We start from the raw sequence: 19,730 nt of genomic DNA on the forward strand, positions 1-19,730 counted from the left end.
CTTGAAATTAAGGATCAAAAAAAAGCGCCCTTACTTTGTAAGGGCAGATGTAATTAAAGCCAGTTAGGAGAACTATCTTGTGTGCTTTCATATTCTTCCTCTTCATCAAAGAGTTCTTTTTCATCAGCATCACTACTGGATTCAAGTTCTTCCTTAGTTTGTTTTTTTCTATTCTGCGGCGGAGTTAGTGAGTTTCTAAATAAACTATTTGGATGTCCGCCTTGAGATTCATTTTTCTTTTGCTCTATGCTTTCTTTTGTTTTTATAGAATCAGCAATCTGTTTGAATGGATTGGTTTCATCATATACTTCAGTGTGCAACAATTCTAAGTGGCGTTTAATGGATACTTGCGCCTCAGCTTCAAGAGAGCCTAATTTACTTCCAATAGTTGCTGCATGGTCTTTCAATAAAGTGCGACACATATTAATAAACATCTTGCAAGTCTCTTTATTGAAATCGCGACTGGTAAAAAATTTCTCTGGATTGTCTCCTAATAACAATCGTTCAATATTTCGACGCAGCATGAATGCAGTTTGAATTTTTTCGACCAGAATATGCTTGGGAAAGGCAGTGCTTATGTTATGAGCGATATGACTGCGTTCGTTTTCAGGGGTGCATAAAGCCAATCGTTCTGCAATTGCTAATTCATTACCTTCAAGTACGTGCTCGGCGAGGGAGCTAAAACGATGAAAGGAAGCGGGATAAAATTCTTGTCTTGAAAATAACGACTGAGGTGCCTTATTTCGTGGATCAAGTAAGGAAGTGATACGCTGCCTGACTTGATATGCTTCTGAAATTACCGAGTGAAATGATTCTTCGCTTTTAGTTAGGTCACTCAATGATTTTATATGATGCCCATATTGTTTGAATTCTGACTCAGGACACTCAGCAATGATCTTCGTAGCAAGAGCAATTTGTTCCTTAGTGCTTAATGCGTTGAGTTCCTTAGCATTTGTTGCCAATGCGTCACCATTGCTGAGGTGCTCATAGGGATTTTTTAGCGTAGTTAAATCTATACGAGTAAATGCCATTTAATCCTCCTTAATGAAGATGAGAAAGTGTAATGAACAATATACAAAGGAGTTACTCCAGCAAAATAAAAGTTATCTCCTTTGTTCTCTTCCGGCCTAAGTCACCGAAATTCCTTTTTAATCGAATTCAGAGTTAAATTTGCAAACTATAGTAACGGATTAAAATCGAACTGTCATGAAATTAATCTAAAGTTTTGTCAAAAAATGTCGAATAACTGATCAGATGCATGTTTTGCCTTTAAAAAATACAATAACAACAAGGAGTGGGCAATGTCTAAAACTCATTTACTACAAGACCCCTTTTTAAATGAATTACGCAAAGAAAAGGTGCCTGTATCTATTTTTTTGGTCAACGGAATTAAACTACACGGGATTGTGGACTCTTTTGATCAATATGTCGTCATGTTGAAGAATTCAATCACCCAAATGGTTTACAAACACGCAATTTCTACAGTCGTTCCTTCACGTGCAATAAAAATGCCGGCTGAGGATGAAAATTCTGGAAATGAAGGGCCGGAGGAAGGCTAGGGAATTGAATAGGCCATAGTTAAGAATATTCCCCAGGGCCTACGTTCCGCGACCTGTTCGCGGAAACCAAGGAATGTAGGCTTCGTAGCTGGATCCCGCGAACAAGTCGCGGGACGTATGTAGGGAGAATATATTCTTAACTTAGTCCCATTAGAGTATACCAATCTTCATTACCATTATTTGTATCTATATTGTTATTCCCACGAAGGCGGTAATCCATTTCGAGAAAAGACACAGTGCTCTTTTAAGAATAGATTCCCGCCTTCGCGGGAATGACAACGGTTTTACCCCGTAAGCCTCGGGGGTCGATTCGCTGAACTAAGCCTTCTGTATTTCTCTCTCATTGGGCTTGTTTATCTACGCTCCTAAGAGAGAGAAATACACTTTTGAAGTGTACCTACGTGCCTTACATAAATTTTCTTCAGGGCACACTTAATGAAGTGTTAATAAAATATATTCTATAATATGTTATAAATCGATCATATTTGATTACTTTTGATCAGGGAATCCATCTATGTCCATGTCTAAAACTGAGCCTAAATATTATTATCTCGAAGATACAGTTGCGAAAATATTCATTGCCCGCGGCGAGGCGAGTTTTCTGAAAAGAAACAATAGAGAAGATAATCAAGAAATAAAGAGAGATTTATATCAGCGAGCGCCAGTATTTCGCGTACCACAAATTAGGGAAACAATGGAGGCTTGTTACTTACCCACCTGTGAGCTTCATTTATTGGAACAAGTGCTACCTGAGAATCTTGACGAATATAAAGGAAGCTATGTCTATTGTAACAACAATGAAGATAAAAAATTGTATTACATTGACTCAGATGGAAAGTCTAAAGAAGTACCAATTACAGATTTTATAAAATTTGATGATAGGCTCAAAGAGATTAATCAACAGGAAACGAACTTATTACATCTTAGTACAGAGCAAGTTATTGAGTTGATAACATCAAACGGAGGGTTTACTCACGATAAGGATCCGATTAGGAATCGTTATTTTCAAGGTGATATATTTGCAGGAAATTTAAAATTCCTATTGGGAAACATGCCCTTCTATGATTTGAATGATCCCGAAGCGGATGAAAATTCTCCTAAGGTTGTGGACGAAGGTGGTGGTTATCTTGATGCAAAAGGTAGTCCTTCAGGTGTATCAATCTTTGCTCAAATAGGTAAACCTGAAAATTGGATGATTATAGTAACAAAAGATACCCATTTACCCCCAGAGCAGCGTAAAGCATACGTCTTGTCTTCAGTAGATTTAAGAATATTTTTAACAAAGGAATTAAAAACAATTGAAGAGAGTAACCTACCCAAGATGGATGCTTTGCAGCAAGCAGCGGATTCCCCGGCTATAAGTGCGATATTAGGTAACATCTTGGATGAAAATGGAAAGATTAAGGAGCATGCTAATATCCTCTTCAACTTATTTACAGGTGTATTTTATAAAGACCAAAAGTTTGATGATGATCCACAATGGATGGATTTAGTTGAAAAAAGAGCTGCAGATATAATAAAGAATCAGATTTTAATTGCTTTACATGAAATGGGCATGCAATTGAGCCTGAAGCAAGTAAAAGCATGTATCGACGATAGTGATTTATCAAAACTATTAAATTTTATTCTAGAAAATGATAAATCATCGGATAAGATTCAACATATCCAACTTGCACTTAATCTAGAATCATTAAACCAAATAGAGCGATATTCTGACTTTGAACAAGACTCAGGAGAATTTATTGCTTTTTTTAATAATTTAGCAAGTCAAACTGAAAATCATAATTTGTTAAGCTCAATTTTACAAAAACAAAAACTAGATTACTTACGGTCTCTGTATAAATGCAAAAATGCAGATAAATTGATGAAATCTATTCTGCAGGACGACGAGCCTTTCTTAAGACTACAAAAAATACATGAAATTGTTGACGCGGCAAAGAAAGAGGGAGCTAAGAATAAAAATGTTTATTTATTAACTGTTCAGTTTTTACTAGCACATCCAGAACTTGAAGATAAGATTAAGAAATTGGTTGATTTTTTAAATAACGCTCCAGGGATTGAACATATTCAACTAGATAAATGGATTCAATTTTTATCTCAAAATTTGGATGATGCTAAGCTATTAGATTCTGTGACACGTACTCTAACGAAACTCGATGCGTTAAGAATAACAGATTCTAAATCATATGAATTGGTTCTAAACGCAGAATTCCGACAGATAGTTTTGGATTTAGAACCTAAAGAAAGTAAAGAGCCTAAAGACGGTAAAGTTGTTGTTCAAGATGTTAAAGAAGCTAAAAAAGTTAAAGATACAGAAGACATTCAACGCATTCAATTAGCAACAAATCTGGCTGAATTAGGGCATTTGTCAGCTTTTTCTCAATTGTCTCCTAACATTCACTGGGTAAGCTCATTTAATCAACTGGTAAAAAACAAGGCTTCAAGTGATATTTTAAGCAAAAGACTAAAAAGCGAAGATGTTGCTAAAGCATGTAAGCCTCTATTAGAAAACTCCTTATTGAATGGATTAGTTACTGAACAAATTGGACTTAATGAAACGCAGATATATACAATTCTAGAGCCAAAAAAAGCGCTCACCAAGAAACTGCAGACAATTGCTAAAGAAACTAATGAAGAATTGGCAAAGAAACTGCAGACGATTACCAAAGAACCTGGAGATCAGAAGGCCAAAGAAAAGAAAGTTAAAGAAGTTAAAGAGGAAGTAGCTAAGAGAAAAAAAGCTCTCGATCAATTGGCTCTAGATCTTGATAAAATAGGTGTTCTCGGGTGGTTTGATAAGCTTAAAAAGGAGGACAATAAATTTTTGGAATTGTTTCATAATTTTGTTAACGTTTCTAATAGTGAGTCATTGTTACAGATGCTTTTCCAGGATCCTCTGGGGTTAGATAAATTAAGGTTAATAGCTCTTAGTAACACAGCTACTCCTTTTTTTACTAAATTTGTAGCTCTACAGCAGACTGACAATGTAAACTTTAAAAATATCAATGCTAATCTACGATGGCTTGTTGGTGAAAATTTACCGCCCACAACTATGTTGGTGGCAATGGAGCTTTTATTTAAACAACCCAAGATTACGCATGACGAATTCAAAGACGTTGTTTTTGGATTTTTGAAAGATACATATATACCCAATTTTACCTCGTTGAATACCCAAGCACTTTCAGATTTCCTATCTAAACATTATAAAAAAGGTGATGAAGTACGTTTAGAAGTAAGAAATAGCTTTCATAAGCTTGCCGAAAATAATATAAGAAGTGAAGAGCACTATCTTAAGGTTTTAAAGTCTCCTGATTTTAGAAGGAATGTGCTAAGCCTGCCGCAAATAAGTGAGGGGAAGCAGCCCTGCGGCCTTTTTGAAATGCACACTGTTCCCAGCCTGGACCAATTAAGAACTGGTAGCTCACGTTATATCCTTACCGGAAAAGGACTATTCTATTTTAACGCCGAAGCACCAGAAAGCAAGAGCCTTCTGACTATATCGGAAGATCCGGCAACAATAGCTTCATTAAGGAAACAATTTACTAAACTACCTATTGTTAACTTAACCAAGGAAGGGTTTAGACAACTTTCAGAAATTGTTCCTATTAAAGAATATAATGCCCAACGCATTAAACTGATGAGTTCTCTTTATGAGATGGGGCATTTAGAAAAATATAATAGGCTTGCCGCTAATAATGAGTTAGTCTCTTATTTTAATAAATTCCATGTGTTCCTACATCTAAAGTATGCAATGCAAGACAAATTAGATAAACCTTTCACTTCAGACATTATATCTTTATTAGAAAACAAGCGATTAAGAGCATTGATGGATGCAAATATTGAACCTAATACTTTTGCTTCTACTGCTCAGATTCAGCAATTATTAAACTCTAAGCACCCAAAGTCGATGGCTATGGATATATTATTGGCACTTAATTTAAAAAATAAGATTGCCTATAAATTGGCATTTATCGATTCGCCTAAGGCAAAAAACTTCAGGGTAATATTATCTGACTTGAATGACTCTGAAGAAATGGAAACTGCTACAAAATCCAAAATAATTGAAACTCTTTGTTCGATTGAGTTTGGTGATAGATATGGTCGTGGCGGCAAAGATGTTTTTAGTTTGTATTTACGTGACGAGCAAGGTACACAATTTAAAGAAATAGTACGTAACTTACTTCCTGTAAGTGATCAGGAAGAACCTTGTGATTTCTTTAAGAGGGATATCGCTCCTGGGGCCGATGAGTTAGCCACATACCAACGGTCACGTTTTATTCTTACTGACAACGCGCTTTTATATTTTAACAAGGCTGACCAAAGGCTTCTGACATTATCGCAAGATCCGTCAACAATAGCCTCCTTAAAAGCACGTTTTTTTAATCTACCTATTGAAGCATTAACAGATGAACGGTTTAAACAACTCACACAGAGTGTGTCTATTCATAAAATCAACGCACAGCTAACAACGCTTGCTTTCAATCTCTGCGAGTTTGGGCACTTAGACAAATATAATCAATTTACTGACCTGCAGCAGATTTCTAACTTTAATAAATTCTATGATATTCCAGATCTAAAAAAAGTGCTGGAAGAAAAATTAAATATCAGTGTAGAAGAGGCTAAAAAATTATTAGAGAACAAATACTTACTTTCTCTGCTTGATTTAGGTGTTGAACCTACGAAAGAATTGGTTGAGCAGTTACTAAATCCAGAGGAGGCAACCCCCCAATTCCAAGCTACATCATCAAAAAACCAATTTTTAGATATACTTTGGCAACTTGATATAAAAAATAAAAAGGCCTATACATGGGCGATGGACGATTCCTCTGATGATGCAAAAAATTTTAAAAAGGTAGTAATTAAAATTAGTAAAGAGAGCCAACCAGAAGCAACGAAAACTAAATTGATTGAAACTCTTTGTGCGCTTCAAACTACAGGTAAAGATGTTTTTAGCATGTATTTAAATGAGCAGGAACAAGGCAAAAAATTTAGAAGCTCCCTGTTTAAAATTGAGGCAACGTGCGCGAAGATAGCCGATCGATGGAACGAAGAGAGGTCAGAAGCTACTCAGGCAAAAGCTAAATCATTTGCAGCGGCAGGGCAAGAATATCGAGAGGGTTTATATGGGGCAGTCTTCGATAATTTGAGTAAATTGTCTACCGGATGTGAGCTTTATATTGGGTCTGAATTACCCGAAAAAGCTGATCAACTCGCCAAAAACAGTTATATATTTATTAACACGAATGATACTAAGAAACTATATTACATTAAGCCTGATGGAAAATATGAGCAAGTAAAAATTGATAATTTCGGTACATTTGAACAAGAAATAAGCGTCCTTAAAAAAGACAATAAGGATGCGTCCCAAATACACCTGGATGCTGAGCACATTGAGAAGCTTGTAACAGCAAATGGAGGTCACATACCGTTTAAAGAAGAGTTCGGGACGAACATTGCGAAGGCCTCTCAGAATATGCTGTCTGTTGTTGATGTACGTAGGCGAAATTGGCTAATGGCAATTGTGGAAACTTTGGCTGACGCTCTAAATGTTATTTCTTTTACAGGATTTAAGCGTGTTACGGATTACGTTGTTACTAACTCAAAAAAAACAACCTTTTTCTCGCAAACCACATCGGGTCACGAAGTTCGTAATTTAAACGAGTCTCTTAAGGATCCTCAAAAGATCATGAAAGAGTATAAGAGCCAGTTAAAAGGTGGAAATGAAGAAGCGGAACACTCGGATGGTTTTGATGTGAAAGTATAATTACGTTTTCTCTATTCTATGTTGGAAAGAATAGCCCAATGCCACTGGAATCTAGATTCCAGTGGCATTGGGCTAATTAAGGAAGATTTTAACTTAAGATAGAGGCAAATTTAGAAAATAGTGTGAAATATGGATGTTGATCAATTTAATATGAAAAGTTTCGTTACCCACGGCAACCTTCTTAAGTATTTTATTTTTATACAGTAGTTATTCTTTACGCTTTTGAAATTTTTTATCAGTTTTCTTTTTTAAAAATTAGTTCTACCTCAATTGTATTTCTTGGCTTGTTAATCGGTATGTGCAGTTTATTCGGTAGCGATTTTAGTAAACAAAAGTTACACCTTACCACGGTCAAATCTATTTGTATCTCTATTAATGGTTCTTTTTAATTGCTCTAGGTGCTTCTTTTATCCATCCTTGGCTCCATTAGTTGCACAAATTTCACGCATCATTTTAAACTGGAAAATCTCTTTCAGAACAAACCAAGGCCCTTATTTGATTTTAAAAATACATTAACTTCATTTATGAAAATAATGGGCTCACTAAAAACGATTCAGTACTTTTTATAGTGATTTGGGCCAGAGGGCCTTAATCTATGCAGTGACAGTAGTACCTTTAGTTCCTGGGGTTCATTCCATTTCTCGATATTATGGATTTAAGGATTATAGTAAAAAAGCATTATGGACAAATGAATTAGATAACTTAGATGTTATTTGTAAGGATTTCATTGCCAAAAATGTTATATTAGTTAAAAATTTTAAGCAGCCAACTTTTAGTGTCTACCATAGTATGAAGTCTAAGCGCGCACGGTATAAAAGAAATGATGTGCACTTATTTTCGTTACAGTTTAGAAATATTATATGGTTCAGATTCCTCTAGTCATGGTAATAAAAAAATATATTTTCGGAGAACAGCTTAGTGTTTGAACGTCCTCAAGGTGGTGAGCGAGCGATACTGGTGCAACTGGCACTACCGGGAGTTGATGCAGATAAGGCATTGCAGGAATTTGAAGAATTAGCTCTTTCGGCAAAAGCGGAATTATTAGATTGTGTTTTAGGTACTCGCGCAACTCCTGACGCCAAGTATTATATTGGTAAAGGAAAGGCGGAAGAGATTGCTCAGATGGTGAAAGAGCTTGATGCAGAATTGGTTTTAGTAAACCATGAATTATCCCCATCACAAGAGCGAAATCTGGAACGTTTATTTGAATGCCGAGTAGTCGATAGAAGTGGTTTGATCCTTGATATTTTTGCCCAGCGCGCCCGAACCTTTGAAGGAAAGCTGCAAGTTGAGCTGGCTCAATTACAACATTTATCAACTCGACTTATCCGAGGCTGGACCCATTTGGAGCGCCAAAAAGGGGGTATTGGCTTGCGAGGCCCGGGGGAAACCCAATTAGAAACAGACCGCCGATTATTGCGAGAGCGCATTAAATACATTAACAAACGTTTGGAAAAAGTACGTAGCAGCCGCGACCAGAACCGCCAAGCCAGACGTAAAGCCTCTTTGCAGACCGTGTCTTTAGTGGGTTATACCAATGCGGGGAAATCCACTTTATTCAATGCACTGACCGGCGAAAGCATTTATGTGGCTAACCAGTTGTTTGCTACATTAGATCCCACCATGCGTCAGCTCAATTTACCTGGCTCTTCTTCGGTGATTTTAACCGATACAGTGGGTTTTATTCGAGATTTACCGCATCAATTAGTAGAAGCATTTCGTGCTACTTTAGAGGAGACACAACAGGCCGACTTATTATTGCATGTGATTGATATTTCGGATCCGCACTGGCGGGACAATGTGTTTTCGGTGCAACAAGTTCTAGATGAATTGGGAGTTCATGATGTCCCCATAATTCAAGTATTCAATAAAATTGATTTGCAAGAAGGTTGGGAACCTAAAATTGATTATCAAGAAGACAAATGCAAAGTATGGATTTCTGCGGCATCCAATTTGGGCTTAGATTTACTTAAAGAGGCTATAAGCAATCAGTTGCATGGAGCGGTGCTTGTGGAAGATGTGGTACTAAAAGCGACCCAGGCAAAATTGCGGGCGCAATTGTATGAGTTGGGTGCTGTTTTAAGTGAGTCACATAATGAAGACGGGGATTGGTTATTGAAGATTCGTCTTACCAAACCACAAAAACAACGTTTGTTTGCAATGGATAGTCCACCATCTTTGTAACTGCTTGGACCTTACGATGTCATCGTTTATGCTCGATAAATAATTAGCTCAAAATGCTCTGATTTATCTTCTTTTGGGGAGTTTATTAGGAGGAATTGTTGTTTATCCTTAGTACATTCCCACACAGGCGAGTCTCGCACTTAATTAATTCCTTACGGTGTTTGCGAAATGGATTCCCGCCTATGCGGGAATGACCACTGAGCTTTCGACGCAACACTAATCTAGATTTATGTTTTTTTTATCACGGTGTCTAGGGTTTTAAGATCTTGACCACCATAAAGAGTATTAACAAGTTCTCCTTGTGGATTGATAACGAAGGTAACAGGCACGCCAATTATATCCCCTAATCCTAATGCTAGGGCAGGGTCAGTAGCTAATGATGGGTATAAAATATTAAATTTTCGAATCAGTTTTTTTTGCTTATCTACTGGAAGTCCATCATAGTTTACAGCGAACAAGAGGATGGGATCATTTTCGTGTTTTCGATAAAAATGATTCAATTCGGGAATTTCGTCAATACAAGTTTTACACCAGCCTGCCCAATAATTAATAAGAACCCATTTCCCTTTCAAAGAGGAAAAAGAAATTGTATTTCCTTGGGTATCTTTAAGGAGAACATCCGCCTGACCCATGGCTGTTGTGCTTATCAATATCAATGCTGCAAATAAGGTTTTTATTTTTGAGTTCATAGTTATCTCATGCACTATTTAGAAGCTGCTTTGTACTATACCAAAAAACACTCCTAAAATCGCATAATTCGAATGAGTTTGCTTGCCTATAGACCCTTGTCCAATGATTTAGGTATGATGTTTGAATTTTAAAAATAATCGAGATCTCCAATGGCTAAACTTTATTTCTATTTTGCAGCAATGAATGCAGGAAAGAGTACGGTGCTCCTGCAATCAAGTTATAACTATCGTGAACGCGGCATGAATACTTTATTATTTACCCCGGCCATAGATAATCGGTATCAGCAGGGTATGGTTTATTCCCGTATTGGCTTATCCGAACCAGCTTTGATATTTAATTCAAAAGATGATCTATATCAACACGTCGTAGCGCAAGAAAAAAAATACGCATGTATTTTAGTGGACGAAGCCCAATTTTTAACGCGAGCACAAGTACATCAATTAACCGAAATCACGGATCAATTGAGTATTCCGGTGCTTGCCTATGGATTGCGTACGGATTTTCGCGGTGAATTATTTGAAGGGAGTCAATATCTTTTAGCGTGGGCAGATGAATTGATTGAACTCAAAACCATTTGTCACTGCGGACGCAAAGCGACCATGATTTTACGCTTAAATGCTCAAGGAAAGGTCATCACTGAAGGGGAACAAGTTGTTATTGGTGGTAATGATATGTATTCCTCTACGTGTCGTAAGCACTTTAAACAACGAGAACCAGGAATCATTAGCGTTATAAAAGAACAATTGACAGAATCCTAAAATTTTATCAGGGCCCTCCATTGCTGAATCTCAAGGACCCCACGTGCCGGAAAAATCTTCCTCAACACTTAAAGTTTATGATGCAAACTGTCGGTAATTGTAGGAATTTGTTCTTTCACAGGGTTAGCTTCGATTATCTGCTGTGCATATTCAACTAGTTCTTCGGAGGCAATAGGAATTTCTTTGGGAACATCCTGCAAAACCATGGTTTCTCCAGATGTTGTATATTTTTCTAGAATTTCTTGATACCTCGGTGAACCCATCATGCACGCTGCGTCAGCCATAGTTAAAATTCTAAAGCCTTCTTTGGCAATTCCCAATTCTTGTGCTCTTTGATTCATTTTATCGAAATACTTAAAAAATAGGGGACCTTCAGCGGTGGTAGTTGAAGCAATCTCGATGGACATTATTCTTTTACGAAAGAGTGGGTTAACGAAGGTTGTAGTATCTAGGGTATCTGCTTTAATAAAACCGCTTAAAATACGACCAGCTCCTTGCACAAGTACTAAACTATGCAAATCAAAATCAAATTGAGGGCGCCAATCATCTTCTTTAGTGGCGCCCAAAACTACGGTGGTTTCATTATTTCCCTGAGCAAGATCAAATATATTCTCACCTCGTGTATATTCGCCAGGTGCCTGTTGTGCGTTGAGAATACTTTGATAATATTCGAACTGTTCTACATCGATATGTCTTGCAGTTTGTGGACGAATATATACTGCAGGTAGACACATGGATGCAATGGCCCCTTTTGCAGCAATGAGCTGAAATCCTATCATATATTCTTTAACCGTATGTGGATCCGGTGAGGTCGACAGTAACACACAACTTTTAGGGTTATGGATAAATTCAGCAATGTTTAAAGAAAAAGGTCTTCTAGTGTATTTTCCAGCACCGAATCTTCCATCGATTGCAATACTTTCTACTTCATCAAAACCTGCCATCCCTCGGTGAATAATATCTAATCCATGGGGTAAGTTACTGAGCATTTGATGATATTCGACTTTGGCCCTTTTAATAGGCACATGGTGATGCTTACCTTCAGAGGGTAGATCGCGTGCGGGGCTAAAAAGCCTTCCAAGGCTACCGGATTTTGCCAAATGGTTTAAAATTAGACGACGGGATGGACTAACAGGTGCATTTCGCGTGACTCGGCCTAACATAACTTGGCCCTCCGGGCTAGGTGATTAAATTTAAATTCAACTGCTTATTATATAATCATAGCATAGGGTGGGTTTTGTTCAAAAATCAGGCATAAAGAGTGACGGTATATTATTGAACAAAGGTTTTTAAAGAAAGTAAGGAGAAAATTTTAAAATGTGGGTGGACGTGTGGTAGTAAAACTCGCTTAAATTCCAATTTATTGGAATCTAAGCATTTTTGTTGGGAATTAAAACTTATGTTCCATTTGTTGTTGTGATAATGTCTCTGTTTCATATTTTTCGGGATTGGCCTCGATCATCTGGCGCGCATATTCCACGAGATCCTCTGAAGCAATAGAGACTTCTTCGGGAACCGCTTGTAATATCATGGTTTTACCCGAGGTAGAATATTTTTCCAGAACTTCTTGATATTTATGTGAGGCCATTAAAAAAGAGGCATCAGCCAACGTTAAAACTCTAAAGCCCTCTTCAGTAATTCCTACTTCTTGTGAGCGCTTGTTCATTCTATCAAATTGTTTTTTAAAAGCGTCTCCTTCGGAGGTATTTGTTGAAGCGATTTCTATAGACATTATTCTTTTACGAAAGAATGGGTTGAGAATGGTGGTAGTATCTACAGAGTCAGCTTTTGTAAAACTACTCTTAATGCGTCCAGCTCCCTCTACAAGTACTAAACTATAGAGATCGGTATGAAATTGAGGGCGCCAGTCATCCTTTTTAGAAGCGCCCAAGACTACCGTAGTTTCATTATTTCCCTGAGCAAGATCAAAAATATTTTCCGACCGTACACGATTCCCTAACTCCACTGCCCCATCAAGAATTTTTTGATAGTATTGGAACGATTCAACATCGACATGTCTTGCTGTTTGCGGACGTATATATACTGCAGGTAAACACATTGACGCTATGGCCCCTTTTGCATTAATGAGTTGAAATCCTACCATGTACTCTCTAACGGTATAGGGATCCGGTGAGGTAGAAAGCAACAAACAACTCTTAGGATCATGTATAAATTGAGCAATATCTAGACAAACAGGTCTTTTAGTATATTTACCTGCTCCGAATTTTCCTTCTGTCGCAATACTTTCTACTTCAGCAAATCCTGCCATGCCACGATGAACGAAATCTTCTTGTTTTGGCAAACTGTCAAGCATCTGATGATAATTTACTTGGGCTTTTTGAGTCGATATAGGATGTTTTTCATGGCTGTGTTTTCCGAGATGCTCAAGTTCCTGGTAGCGAAGGTTATGGCTAAAAATGGTTCCTAACTTACCACTAAAGGATGAAGACTTTATCTGTTTTAGAACCACAAAACTCAATGGGCTTAACTCGCGTACTTTGCTCCACATAATATCTCCGCATTGTATTTGGCCAATAATGATTATTTTTAGGCACTTTAGCTAAGCATAGCACAGTGAGATTTTTACACACAAAATGGTTTGAGATGTGGTTTCATAAAATCAAGCCTGAGACCCAGCAGCAAGATCGAATTATGTATTTTGAGCTATGCTATATTAGCAAAAGGAAATCAAAGTTGTTGTTAGTAATATGGAGCGTATTTCATGAGCGAAATTAAAGTAGAGCGATTAATCAAAGGTATCCTCGTCCGCGAAGGAGCGGGTGTGAAATTACATCGCTATATTGGGATAGAGAGAAGCAATGATTTTGAACCTCTGCTTTTACTTGATTATTTCAATAGTGCGGAGCCCCTAGATTATATGGCTGGGTTTCCTTCCCATCCTCATCGAGGCTTTGAAACTATTACATATTTACTGGATGGCAGTATTACTCATGAAGATAATAAAGGACATAAAGGAGTTATCGCTGCAGGCGATGTTCAATGGATGACTGCAGGAAAAGGGATTATTCACTCAGAAATGCCCTCCGCTAATGGCAAACTACATGGCTTGCAACTGTGGTTGAATTTGCCTGCTGCAGAAAAAATGCGTGCGCCCTTTTATCAAGAAATGCAAAGCGAACAGCTACCTGTGGAAACGCATGATTCAGGCGCTCGGGTAAAAGTCATTGCAGGTACGACTGATAAAGGAACTCATTCGCCAATTACAGGTATTGCTACTCAACCTTTGTTATTTGATATTATTTTACCTCCTGGTGCCAGCATGCAACAGCATATTCCCCATGATTATCAGACAATCTTGTTGGTAATTTCTGGAGCGGTTCGTATCGGTGAGCAATTAGTCCAACACGATACTTTGGCAAAACTTGGTGCCGGAGATAATTTGCTTTTGAACGCTGAGACTGCAAGCCAATGTATTCTAATTGCCGCGGCAAGACTCCATGAACCTATAACGCGACATGGGCCATTTGTAATGAATACTCAGGAAGAAATTATACAAGCGCTGGACGATTATCGTAATGGTAGATTCTAAGCGTTTGTGATGTACGGGCTTATGTTCACTAAATTTGGTCTAAAATAAAATTAATGGAATTGAAACTAAACAAGTGAATAGGAGTAAAACCTGTGCATCCACGAAAGGAGCAATCTGCCAAAGAAATCTATAGGATAGTCGATCAATACTGTGCAGAAAATCGTCACGGTAAATACAGGACAAGCTCGGCTATTCCTCTAGTTTTGGGCATTTCAGATACGGATGCTCAAAAATTGATTAATAAAATTATGATTGCATTACCTGATTGTTTTTTTTATTTGGCAAAGCCCGAACGTATCAGGGAAATGATTCATTTTATTGCGCAACAGTATTTGCTTTTCCAAGCACAAGAAAACATTCATGATGAATTTTTTCCGAATTTACTTATTAATTTTGTTAACCATTTAGTCGAAGAGATTATGCTTCGTTATTACTCATATGCATGAGCAGGTGATTTTATGACTAGAGAAGAGATAATTCAGGGCACGGGTTTGAGAAGCCAAGATCTGAATGTACTCCTTTTGTTGGAGAAAATAATCCAAGCAGATACCCAAAAGCTTCACGTTGCCTTAACCGTTGCAGAAGAAAACCAGATTATTACTTTTTTAGAGAACGCTATTGGTAATCTGGAGTTAAATAATCAACTCCTGGAGTTAGGAAAGTTGTCGAAACATGATACAGGAGTCAGTTTTGCTGTGGTAAATATGATGAGAAATGTAACCTTTAAATCAAGGCATTGGCCTGAATTTAATTTGGATGGATCACATCAGTTAACTTTACCTCATTTAGGTGCCTTATCTGATTTAGCCTCTCTCACTCGTGATTTAGCCGTCTTCGATTGTTTGGGTTTAATAGTTGAAAACTCCCCATTGGCTGAGCTTTATCATGATGCTCAAAAGGCGATAAAAGAAGGTTTTTCCAAAGATCTCGATGTTTCTTCCAAAGCTATGGATTTTGAAATTAAAGCAACCAAAGGTGCGCCCATGTTTCTCCACCCAAATCGTCAAAAAGATGAATTTGTCTTGTCTGAATTTCTCTATAATGAGGAATATAAAATTAAATTGGATAAGTTAATTGAACATGATGAAACAAAAGAATTATTAAAGAAGCACTTAGGTGATGATTGGTTAATGCAGTTAGAACATAAATTCGGAATAATTCAACGTGAAACTCATGATAGACAATTAATAGGTCCTCTTCATCAGGGACTTATTTCTCAAGATTCTACGGCGCTGGAACAATACCTAGCGGAAGATAAAAGCCCGGCAACACTTATTTGTTCTCCATTTGTAGGTATTTGTACGATAGCGGTTATTAAAGAATTAAACCTACAGATAATACAAGAGTTGCAAAATAAGGGGGTAGAGAATATTCCATCTCCTGTACTGCAATTACCCCTGAGTGAAAAGCTTGAAGCATTATCCCCTGCTTCTTTTATCGATTCCTTGGATAAGTGTAGGGCTTTAGAGCGTTTACCTGGCCAAGCAACACTTATGATGAAAGAACGTTTGAGTGGGGCTAAAAACGAAGAGGAAGATAAGCCGACCAATCGACCTAAATAAGGTGGGGACAATAAATTCTCGCCTCTACTCCTTCTCCCGCAACCAAAGGAGTAGTTTATCTATCGAGATAAAAAGGATTTTTAAAAAATAGACTCCCTTCTCCCATTTGGTAGAAGAAGGGCTAGGAATAAGCTTAATTTAGCCACGTAGCCAACAACGATTCCATTGTTTTCCTTGCCTCTTTTAATGCATCAGAATCAAATGTAGAGGGGCTATGTAAGTCATCGCAATGAGCGGCTCCTTGGATCAATTGGTAGGTCAATTTAGGATTAATTGCATTTCCATTTTTTTCTGCTAAGGATAAAGTGGACCAAGGATCGTTTTCTCCATTGGTAAAATAAATATTTGAGCTTAAGATGTCCATTAAAGGAACGTATAAAGTGTTATTAAGTTCTATGGTGTTAGCAGGTTGAGTTAAACCAAACAAACGTTGGCATACCTGATGATGGTAATCCATATTAATTAACGAAGATCGAGTGGAAAGCGAAGCGTTAGGATGAGCATTTTGCCAATAACCGTATTCTTTGCAGGATTGATAGTACCACTGGCGCATGCCTAAGCCATCCTTATAATCACTAGGATTTTCGCTCATGGCGCCCTGCGCTGTCATTTCTACGGCACTAACATGCATGTCCTTGTATAATTTTTTGGCAAACTCAGCATAGCCTTGAAGTGGGGTTGGACTTGCAGATAAGCTGGTGCAAAATTCATCGCGCATTCCGTATTGTACTGCGGCAGCTCCGGTGTCAGCGATCAAGTATAAAAAATCAACAGGATCTTCAACCGCAGATGCATCAAATAACGCTTTCATTTGGTTCCATTTCGTGGCATCACTTAAACTGGCTTCCACGGTACTGACTGCCGCTCGCATTTGATTGGCACACTGAGAACCTGCCACTTGAGTCACATGGGCATCATATTCTACAAAGTCTTCTTTAGCCATTACTGGCGCGGATGATGCTAAAGCCCCGACAACTAAATAAGGAAATTTTAAACGATAATAAGCGGATAACGAACCAGGGTAAGAGCCTCCAAAAGCGACCCACTTCCCAGTCCAGTTTTTTTCATTGGTTATGCGGCGTTGAAAGTAAGCCAAATCATCCAATGCAGCTTCTGTAGTTAAAAAACGTAAGTTTTGGGTTGATAATGAATTGAAGGGCAAACTTTCCCCATAGTACCGATGTTCCAGAGCAATCAGTTTGGCATGGAACTTTTGTGCATAATTTCTGATTGCGCCATTTAGGGCACGTTTAGTACAAGCCGCTTCCCCGCAAATATAAAAAAATACCGGAGAGTCATTTGTTGGACCATAAGTTTCATCAATGTAGTAGCGTTGAGAAAAAGTCCCTACTGAAGCTTCATTATGATCGATTAATTGTTTAAAGAAGTGGAGTTGAATGGTTTTTTCAGCAACTAAAGGAATTTTTTCTGTTTGTTTTATCTGCAGATATCGCTCCACCACTCCTGCTTGAGCTGCAGAAAAAATAGTGCAGAGACTAAGGGATAGTACGGTCCATTTTTTGGTTAACATCATATGCATTATCCTTAATGTGATATAAAGCCTGTTCCTAGTACTGATGGTTTTTTTACGGTCCTATAATACCAATGCCCCACCATATACAGAGCTTATATTTTTTGCAAGAGCAATAGAAATGTTTTGTGCTTTGAAAAAAGAGTTATTTTTCTGAGGTAAATAGAATAAAAATAATATTTGTACAATTTACTTGGATATTGGCTATTTTCATGCCATGATGATGTCATTGTGAATTTTTTGAGTGATTTTTATGTTAAAAAAAATTCTAAGCTTTGCTCTTGTTTTTATCACTTATGATGCCTTTGCAGTCACGGAACTTGATTTATATAGGGCTCCCCTAAGCAGTTTGCATCAATTTTCCCTGAAACCACCCGCAAAAGTAAGTGCACGCACAGCAGCCCCAATTTTAGAAAAAAATACCCTACAACCTGTAAGTCAAACTCAGGAGCACTCAAAAACGATATTGCGGTATCAACAAATATATCGCGGGATCCCTGTTGTGGGTGCACAAGTCATGATTACTAAAGAGGATGCACAAGTAAATGGTCATTTACTTAACGACATTCAGCTGAATATTCAACCTACTCTAACTTCGAAACAAGCTATTGAATTGGCCAAAAAATCTTGGTTTAGTTTTAATTCTGAAGCGCCTATTAATGATGAGTTGAGTGAGTTACAAATTAGGGCGAACCAAGATAATGAATTGAAGCTGGTTTATCAGGTTTCATTTAAAACAACGCAAACGGATAACAAACCTGCCTGGCCATTTTTCATTATAGATGCACAAAATGGGGCAATCACCAAACAGTGGAATAACATAAAAAATTACATGGATACCGGTCCCGGGGGCAATGAAAAAGTTCATGAGTATTGGTATGGACGAGATGGACTGCCTTTCTTGGAGGTAACCCAAAGTGGCAGCCAATGTGTGATGAATACTGCAAAAGTAAAATTAGTTAATCTAGCATCTGCTTGGGACTGGAATGATCTTGTGATTACTCCATTTCAATATCCGTGTAGCAAGAATACAGAAGAAAATATCAATGGTGCATTTTCGCCAACCAACGATGCGTATTATTTTGGCCAGACTATAGTAGATATGTATAAAGAATGGTATGGAATTAATGCACTACAAGATTCTAATGGGGCCCCCATGCAACTTGTTATGCGCGTCCATTTTGGACAACATTATGACAATGCATTTTGGGATGGACAATTTATGTCTTTTGGAGATGGTGAGGATTTTTACCCCCTAGTTTCTCTTGATGTCGCAGGCCATGAGGTCACACATGGTTTTACCGAGCAACATTCAGGTCTTGAATACCATGATCAATCCGGTGCTCTTAATGAATCCTTGTCTGATATGGCAGGACAAGCATCACGTGCTTATCTTTTAGAAAAATTCCCGCAACTTTATAATAAATTGTACCTGGAACCCAATACGGTAACCTGGGGTATTGGTGAGACTATAGTTCGAGATTCATTTGGAAAAGCTTTACGCTTTATGGATTTTCCTTCTTCTGATGGCAGTTCAGCAGATTGTTTGGATAAAAATTTAGCGCAAAGTCAGGGAGCCTATTGCGCCATTAGTTATCCTGACTTAGTGGCATATGCAAAGTCACATATATCCAATCCTCAAGAAAGACAAAGTTTTATTGTGCATACAGCAAGCGGAGTGTTTAATAAGGCCTTTTATTTATTGGCTAAGAATGTGGGAATTAAAAAAGCATACCAGGCGATGATTATTGCCAACAGTAAATACTGGACTCCTACGACGAACTTTACTCAAGGTGCTTGTGGGGTTCTTTATGCTGCTAAAGATTTGCAAATTGAATCACAAATTGTTAAATCGGTGTTTAGCCAAGTAGGTGTGAGTACCACCAGTTGTAAGGCCAATTAAAGCACTATCTTTTTCCTGCCTCGGACGAGAACTCTCTTGTTGGGGTGGGAGAAGTTTGTTCATTTTGCTGCATGCATTTAAGAATCGATCATTTTTTAGGATAATCGAGCAAATTCTTTTCATTTGTGTGCTGGGGTAATTCATAAAGCTTTTTTTTTGCTCTACATGTTATTTCCCGATCAACATAATTAGTATATAATTATTAAGTTTTTAATTTTAAGTTTAAAAT

At 37.7% G+C, this 19,730-nt stretch carries 13 protein-coding genes; 8 read left to right on the plus strand and 5 right to left on the minus strand.

Features of this window, described 5'->3' with window-relative positions; all coding sequences use genetic code 11:
- Nucleotides 1-53: 53 nt before the first annotated feature.
- Complete coding sequence (locus ACWTE2_RS24725) at nucleotides 54-1,031, minus strand: lpg0008 family Dot/Icm T4SS effector (protein ID WP_454784841.1); 978 nt, start codon at nucleotides 1,029-1,031, stop codon at nucleotides 54-56.
- A 270-nt stretch (nucleotides 1,032-1,301) separates the two neighbouring features.
- Here ACWTE2_RS24725 and hfq point away from each other — a divergent pair, with 270 nt between their 5' ends.
- From hfq to hflX, 3 genes are all read left to right on the plus strand, one after another.
- Nucleotides 1,302-1,559, plus strand: a complete 258-nt coding sequence (hfq, locus tag ACWTE2_RS24730) for an RNA chaperone Hfq (RefSeq protein ID WP_454781520.1) — start codon at nucleotides 1,302-1,304, stop codon at nucleotides 1,557-1,559.
- Between the two features lie 514 nt (nucleotides 1,560-2,073).
- The gene (locus ACWTE2_RS24735; protein ID WP_454784842.1) at nucleotides 2,074-7,323 is read left to right on the plus strand and encodes a hypothetical protein; all 5,250 of its coding nucleotides are present in this window, start codon (nucleotides 2,074-2,076) and stop codon (nucleotides 7,321-7,323) included.
- Between the two features lie 918 nt (nucleotides 7,324-8,241).
- Nucleotides 8,242-9,507, plus strand: coding sequence for a ribosome rescue GTPase HflX (hflX, locus tag ACWTE2_RS24740; protein WP_182392136.1), 1,266 nt, complete (start codon nucleotides 8,242-8,244; stop codon nucleotides 9,505-9,507).
- A gap of 227 nt (nucleotides 9,508-9,734) precedes the next feature.
- On the opposite strand, the gene ACWTE2_RS24745 is transcribed toward hflX, so the two are convergent.
- A complete protein-coding gene (locus tag ACWTE2_RS24745; RefSeq protein WP_182392137.1) occupies nucleotides 9,735-10,196 on the minus strand; it encodes a TlpA disulfide reductase family protein in 462 nt (153 codons plus the stop codon).
- Between the two features lie 150 nt (nucleotides 10,197-10,346).
- Between ACWTE2_RS24745 and ACWTE2_RS24750 the strand changes: the two genes are divergently transcribed.
- Nucleotides 10,347-10,955: a thymidine kinase gene (locus ACWTE2_RS24750; protein WP_454784843.1), complete on the plus strand. Its 609-nt coding sequence runs from the start codon at nucleotides 10,347-10,349 to the stop codon at nucleotides 10,953-10,955.
- A 68-nt stretch (nucleotides 10,956-11,023) separates the two neighbouring features.
- Here ACWTE2_RS24750 and ACWTE2_RS24755 read toward each other — a convergent pair whose 3' ends face one another.
- On the minus strand, nucleotides 11,024-12,118 hold the full coding sequence (locus ACWTE2_RS24755) for a hypothetical protein (RefSeq protein ID WP_182392139.1): 1,095 nt from the start codon (nucleotides 12,116-12,118) through the stop codon (nucleotides 11,024-11,026).
- Nucleotides 12,119-12,345: 227 nt separating this feature from the next.
- Nucleotides 12,346-13,464 (minus strand): hypothetical protein, encoded by a 1,119-nt coding sequence (locus ACWTE2_RS24760; RefSeq protein WP_454784844.1) that lies wholly within the window; start codon nucleotides 13,462-13,464, stop codon nucleotides 12,346-12,348.
- Nucleotides 13,465-13,677: 213 nt separating this feature from the next.
- On the opposite strand from ACWTE2_RS24760, the gene ACWTE2_RS24765 reads away from it, so the two are divergent.
- From ACWTE2_RS24765 to ACWTE2_RS24775, 3 genes are all read left to right on the plus strand, one after another.
- Entirely contained in the window at nucleotides 13,678-14,505 is an 828-nt protein-coding gene (locus ACWTE2_RS24765) for a pirin family protein (protein ID WP_454784845.1), read from the plus strand.
- A gap of 92 nt (nucleotides 14,506-14,597) precedes the next feature.
- A complete protein-coding gene (locus ACWTE2_RS24770) occupies nucleotides 14,598-14,951 on the plus strand; it encodes a hypothetical protein (RefSeq protein WP_182392142.1) in 354 nt (117 codons plus the stop codon).
- 12 nt (nucleotides 14,952-14,963) lie between these two features.
- On the plus strand, nucleotides 14,964-16,067 hold the full coding sequence (locus ACWTE2_RS24775) for a hypothetical protein (RefSeq protein ID WP_454784846.1): 1,104 nt from the start codon (nucleotides 14,964-14,966) through the stop codon (nucleotides 16,065-16,067).
- 133 nt (nucleotides 16,068-16,200) lie between these two features.
- On the opposite strand, the gene ACWTE2_RS24780 is transcribed toward ACWTE2_RS24775, so the two are convergent.
- On the minus strand, nucleotides 16,201-17,601 hold the full coding sequence (locus tag ACWTE2_RS24780; protein WP_454784847.1) for a S28 family serine protease: 1,401 nt from the start codon (nucleotides 17,599-17,601) through the stop codon (nucleotides 16,201-16,203).
- Between the two features lie 250 nt (nucleotides 17,602-17,851).
- Between ACWTE2_RS24780 and ACWTE2_RS24785 the strand changes: the two genes are divergently transcribed.
- Nucleotides 17,852-19,501: a M4 family metallopeptidase gene (locus ACWTE2_RS24785; RefSeq protein ID WP_454784848.1), complete on the plus strand. Its 1,650-nt coding sequence runs from the start codon at nucleotides 17,852-17,854 to the stop codon at nucleotides 19,499-19,501.
- Nucleotides 19,502-19,730: the final 229 nt, after the last annotated feature.

The sequence above is a fragment of the Legionella nigrisilvae genome, assembly GCF_977063395.2.

Coding starts and splice junctions, on each gene's coding strand:
- ACWTE2_RS24765 (WP_454784845.1), top strand. CDS start 13,678: ATGAGCGAAATTAAAGTAGAGCGATTAATCAAAGGTATCCTCGTCCGC.
- ACWTE2_RS24755 (WP_182392139.1), bottom strand. CDS start 12,118: ATGTTAGGCCGAGTCACGCGAAATGCACCTGTTAGTCCATCCCGTCGT.
- ACWTE2_RS24760 (WP_454784844.1), bottom strand. CDS start 13,464: ATGTGGAGCAAAGTACGCGAGTTAAGCCCATTGAGTTTTGTGGTTCTA.
- ACWTE2_RS24775 (WP_454784846.1), top strand. CDS start 14,964: ATGACTAGAGAAGAGATAATTCAGGGCACGGGTTTGAGAAGCCAAGAT.
- hfq (WP_454781520.1), top strand. CDS start 1,302: ATGTCTAAAACTCATTTACTACAAGACCCCTTTTTAAATGAATTACGC.
- ACWTE2_RS24785 (WP_454784848.1), top strand. CDS start 17,852: ATGTTAAAAAAAATTCTAAGCTTTGCTCTTGTTTTTATCACTTATGAT.
- ACWTE2_RS24780 (WP_454784847.1), bottom strand. CDS start 17,601: ATGATGTTAACCAAAAAATGGACCGTACTATCCCTTAGTCTCTGCACT.
- ACWTE2_RS24735 (WP_454784842.1), top strand. CDS start 2,074: ATGTCCATGTCTAAAACTGAGCCTAAATATTATTATCTCGAAGATACA.
- ACWTE2_RS24745 (WP_182392137.1), bottom strand. CDS start 10,196: ATGAACTCAAAAATAAAAACCTTATTTGCAGCATTGATATTGATAAGC.
- ACWTE2_RS24725 (WP_454784841.1), bottom strand. CDS start 1,031: ATGGCATTTACTCGTATAGATTTAACTACGCTAAAAAATCCCTATGAG.
- ACWTE2_RS24750 (WP_454784843.1), top strand. CDS start 10,347: ATGGCTAAACTTTATTTCTATTTTGCAGCAATGAATGCAGGAAAGAGT.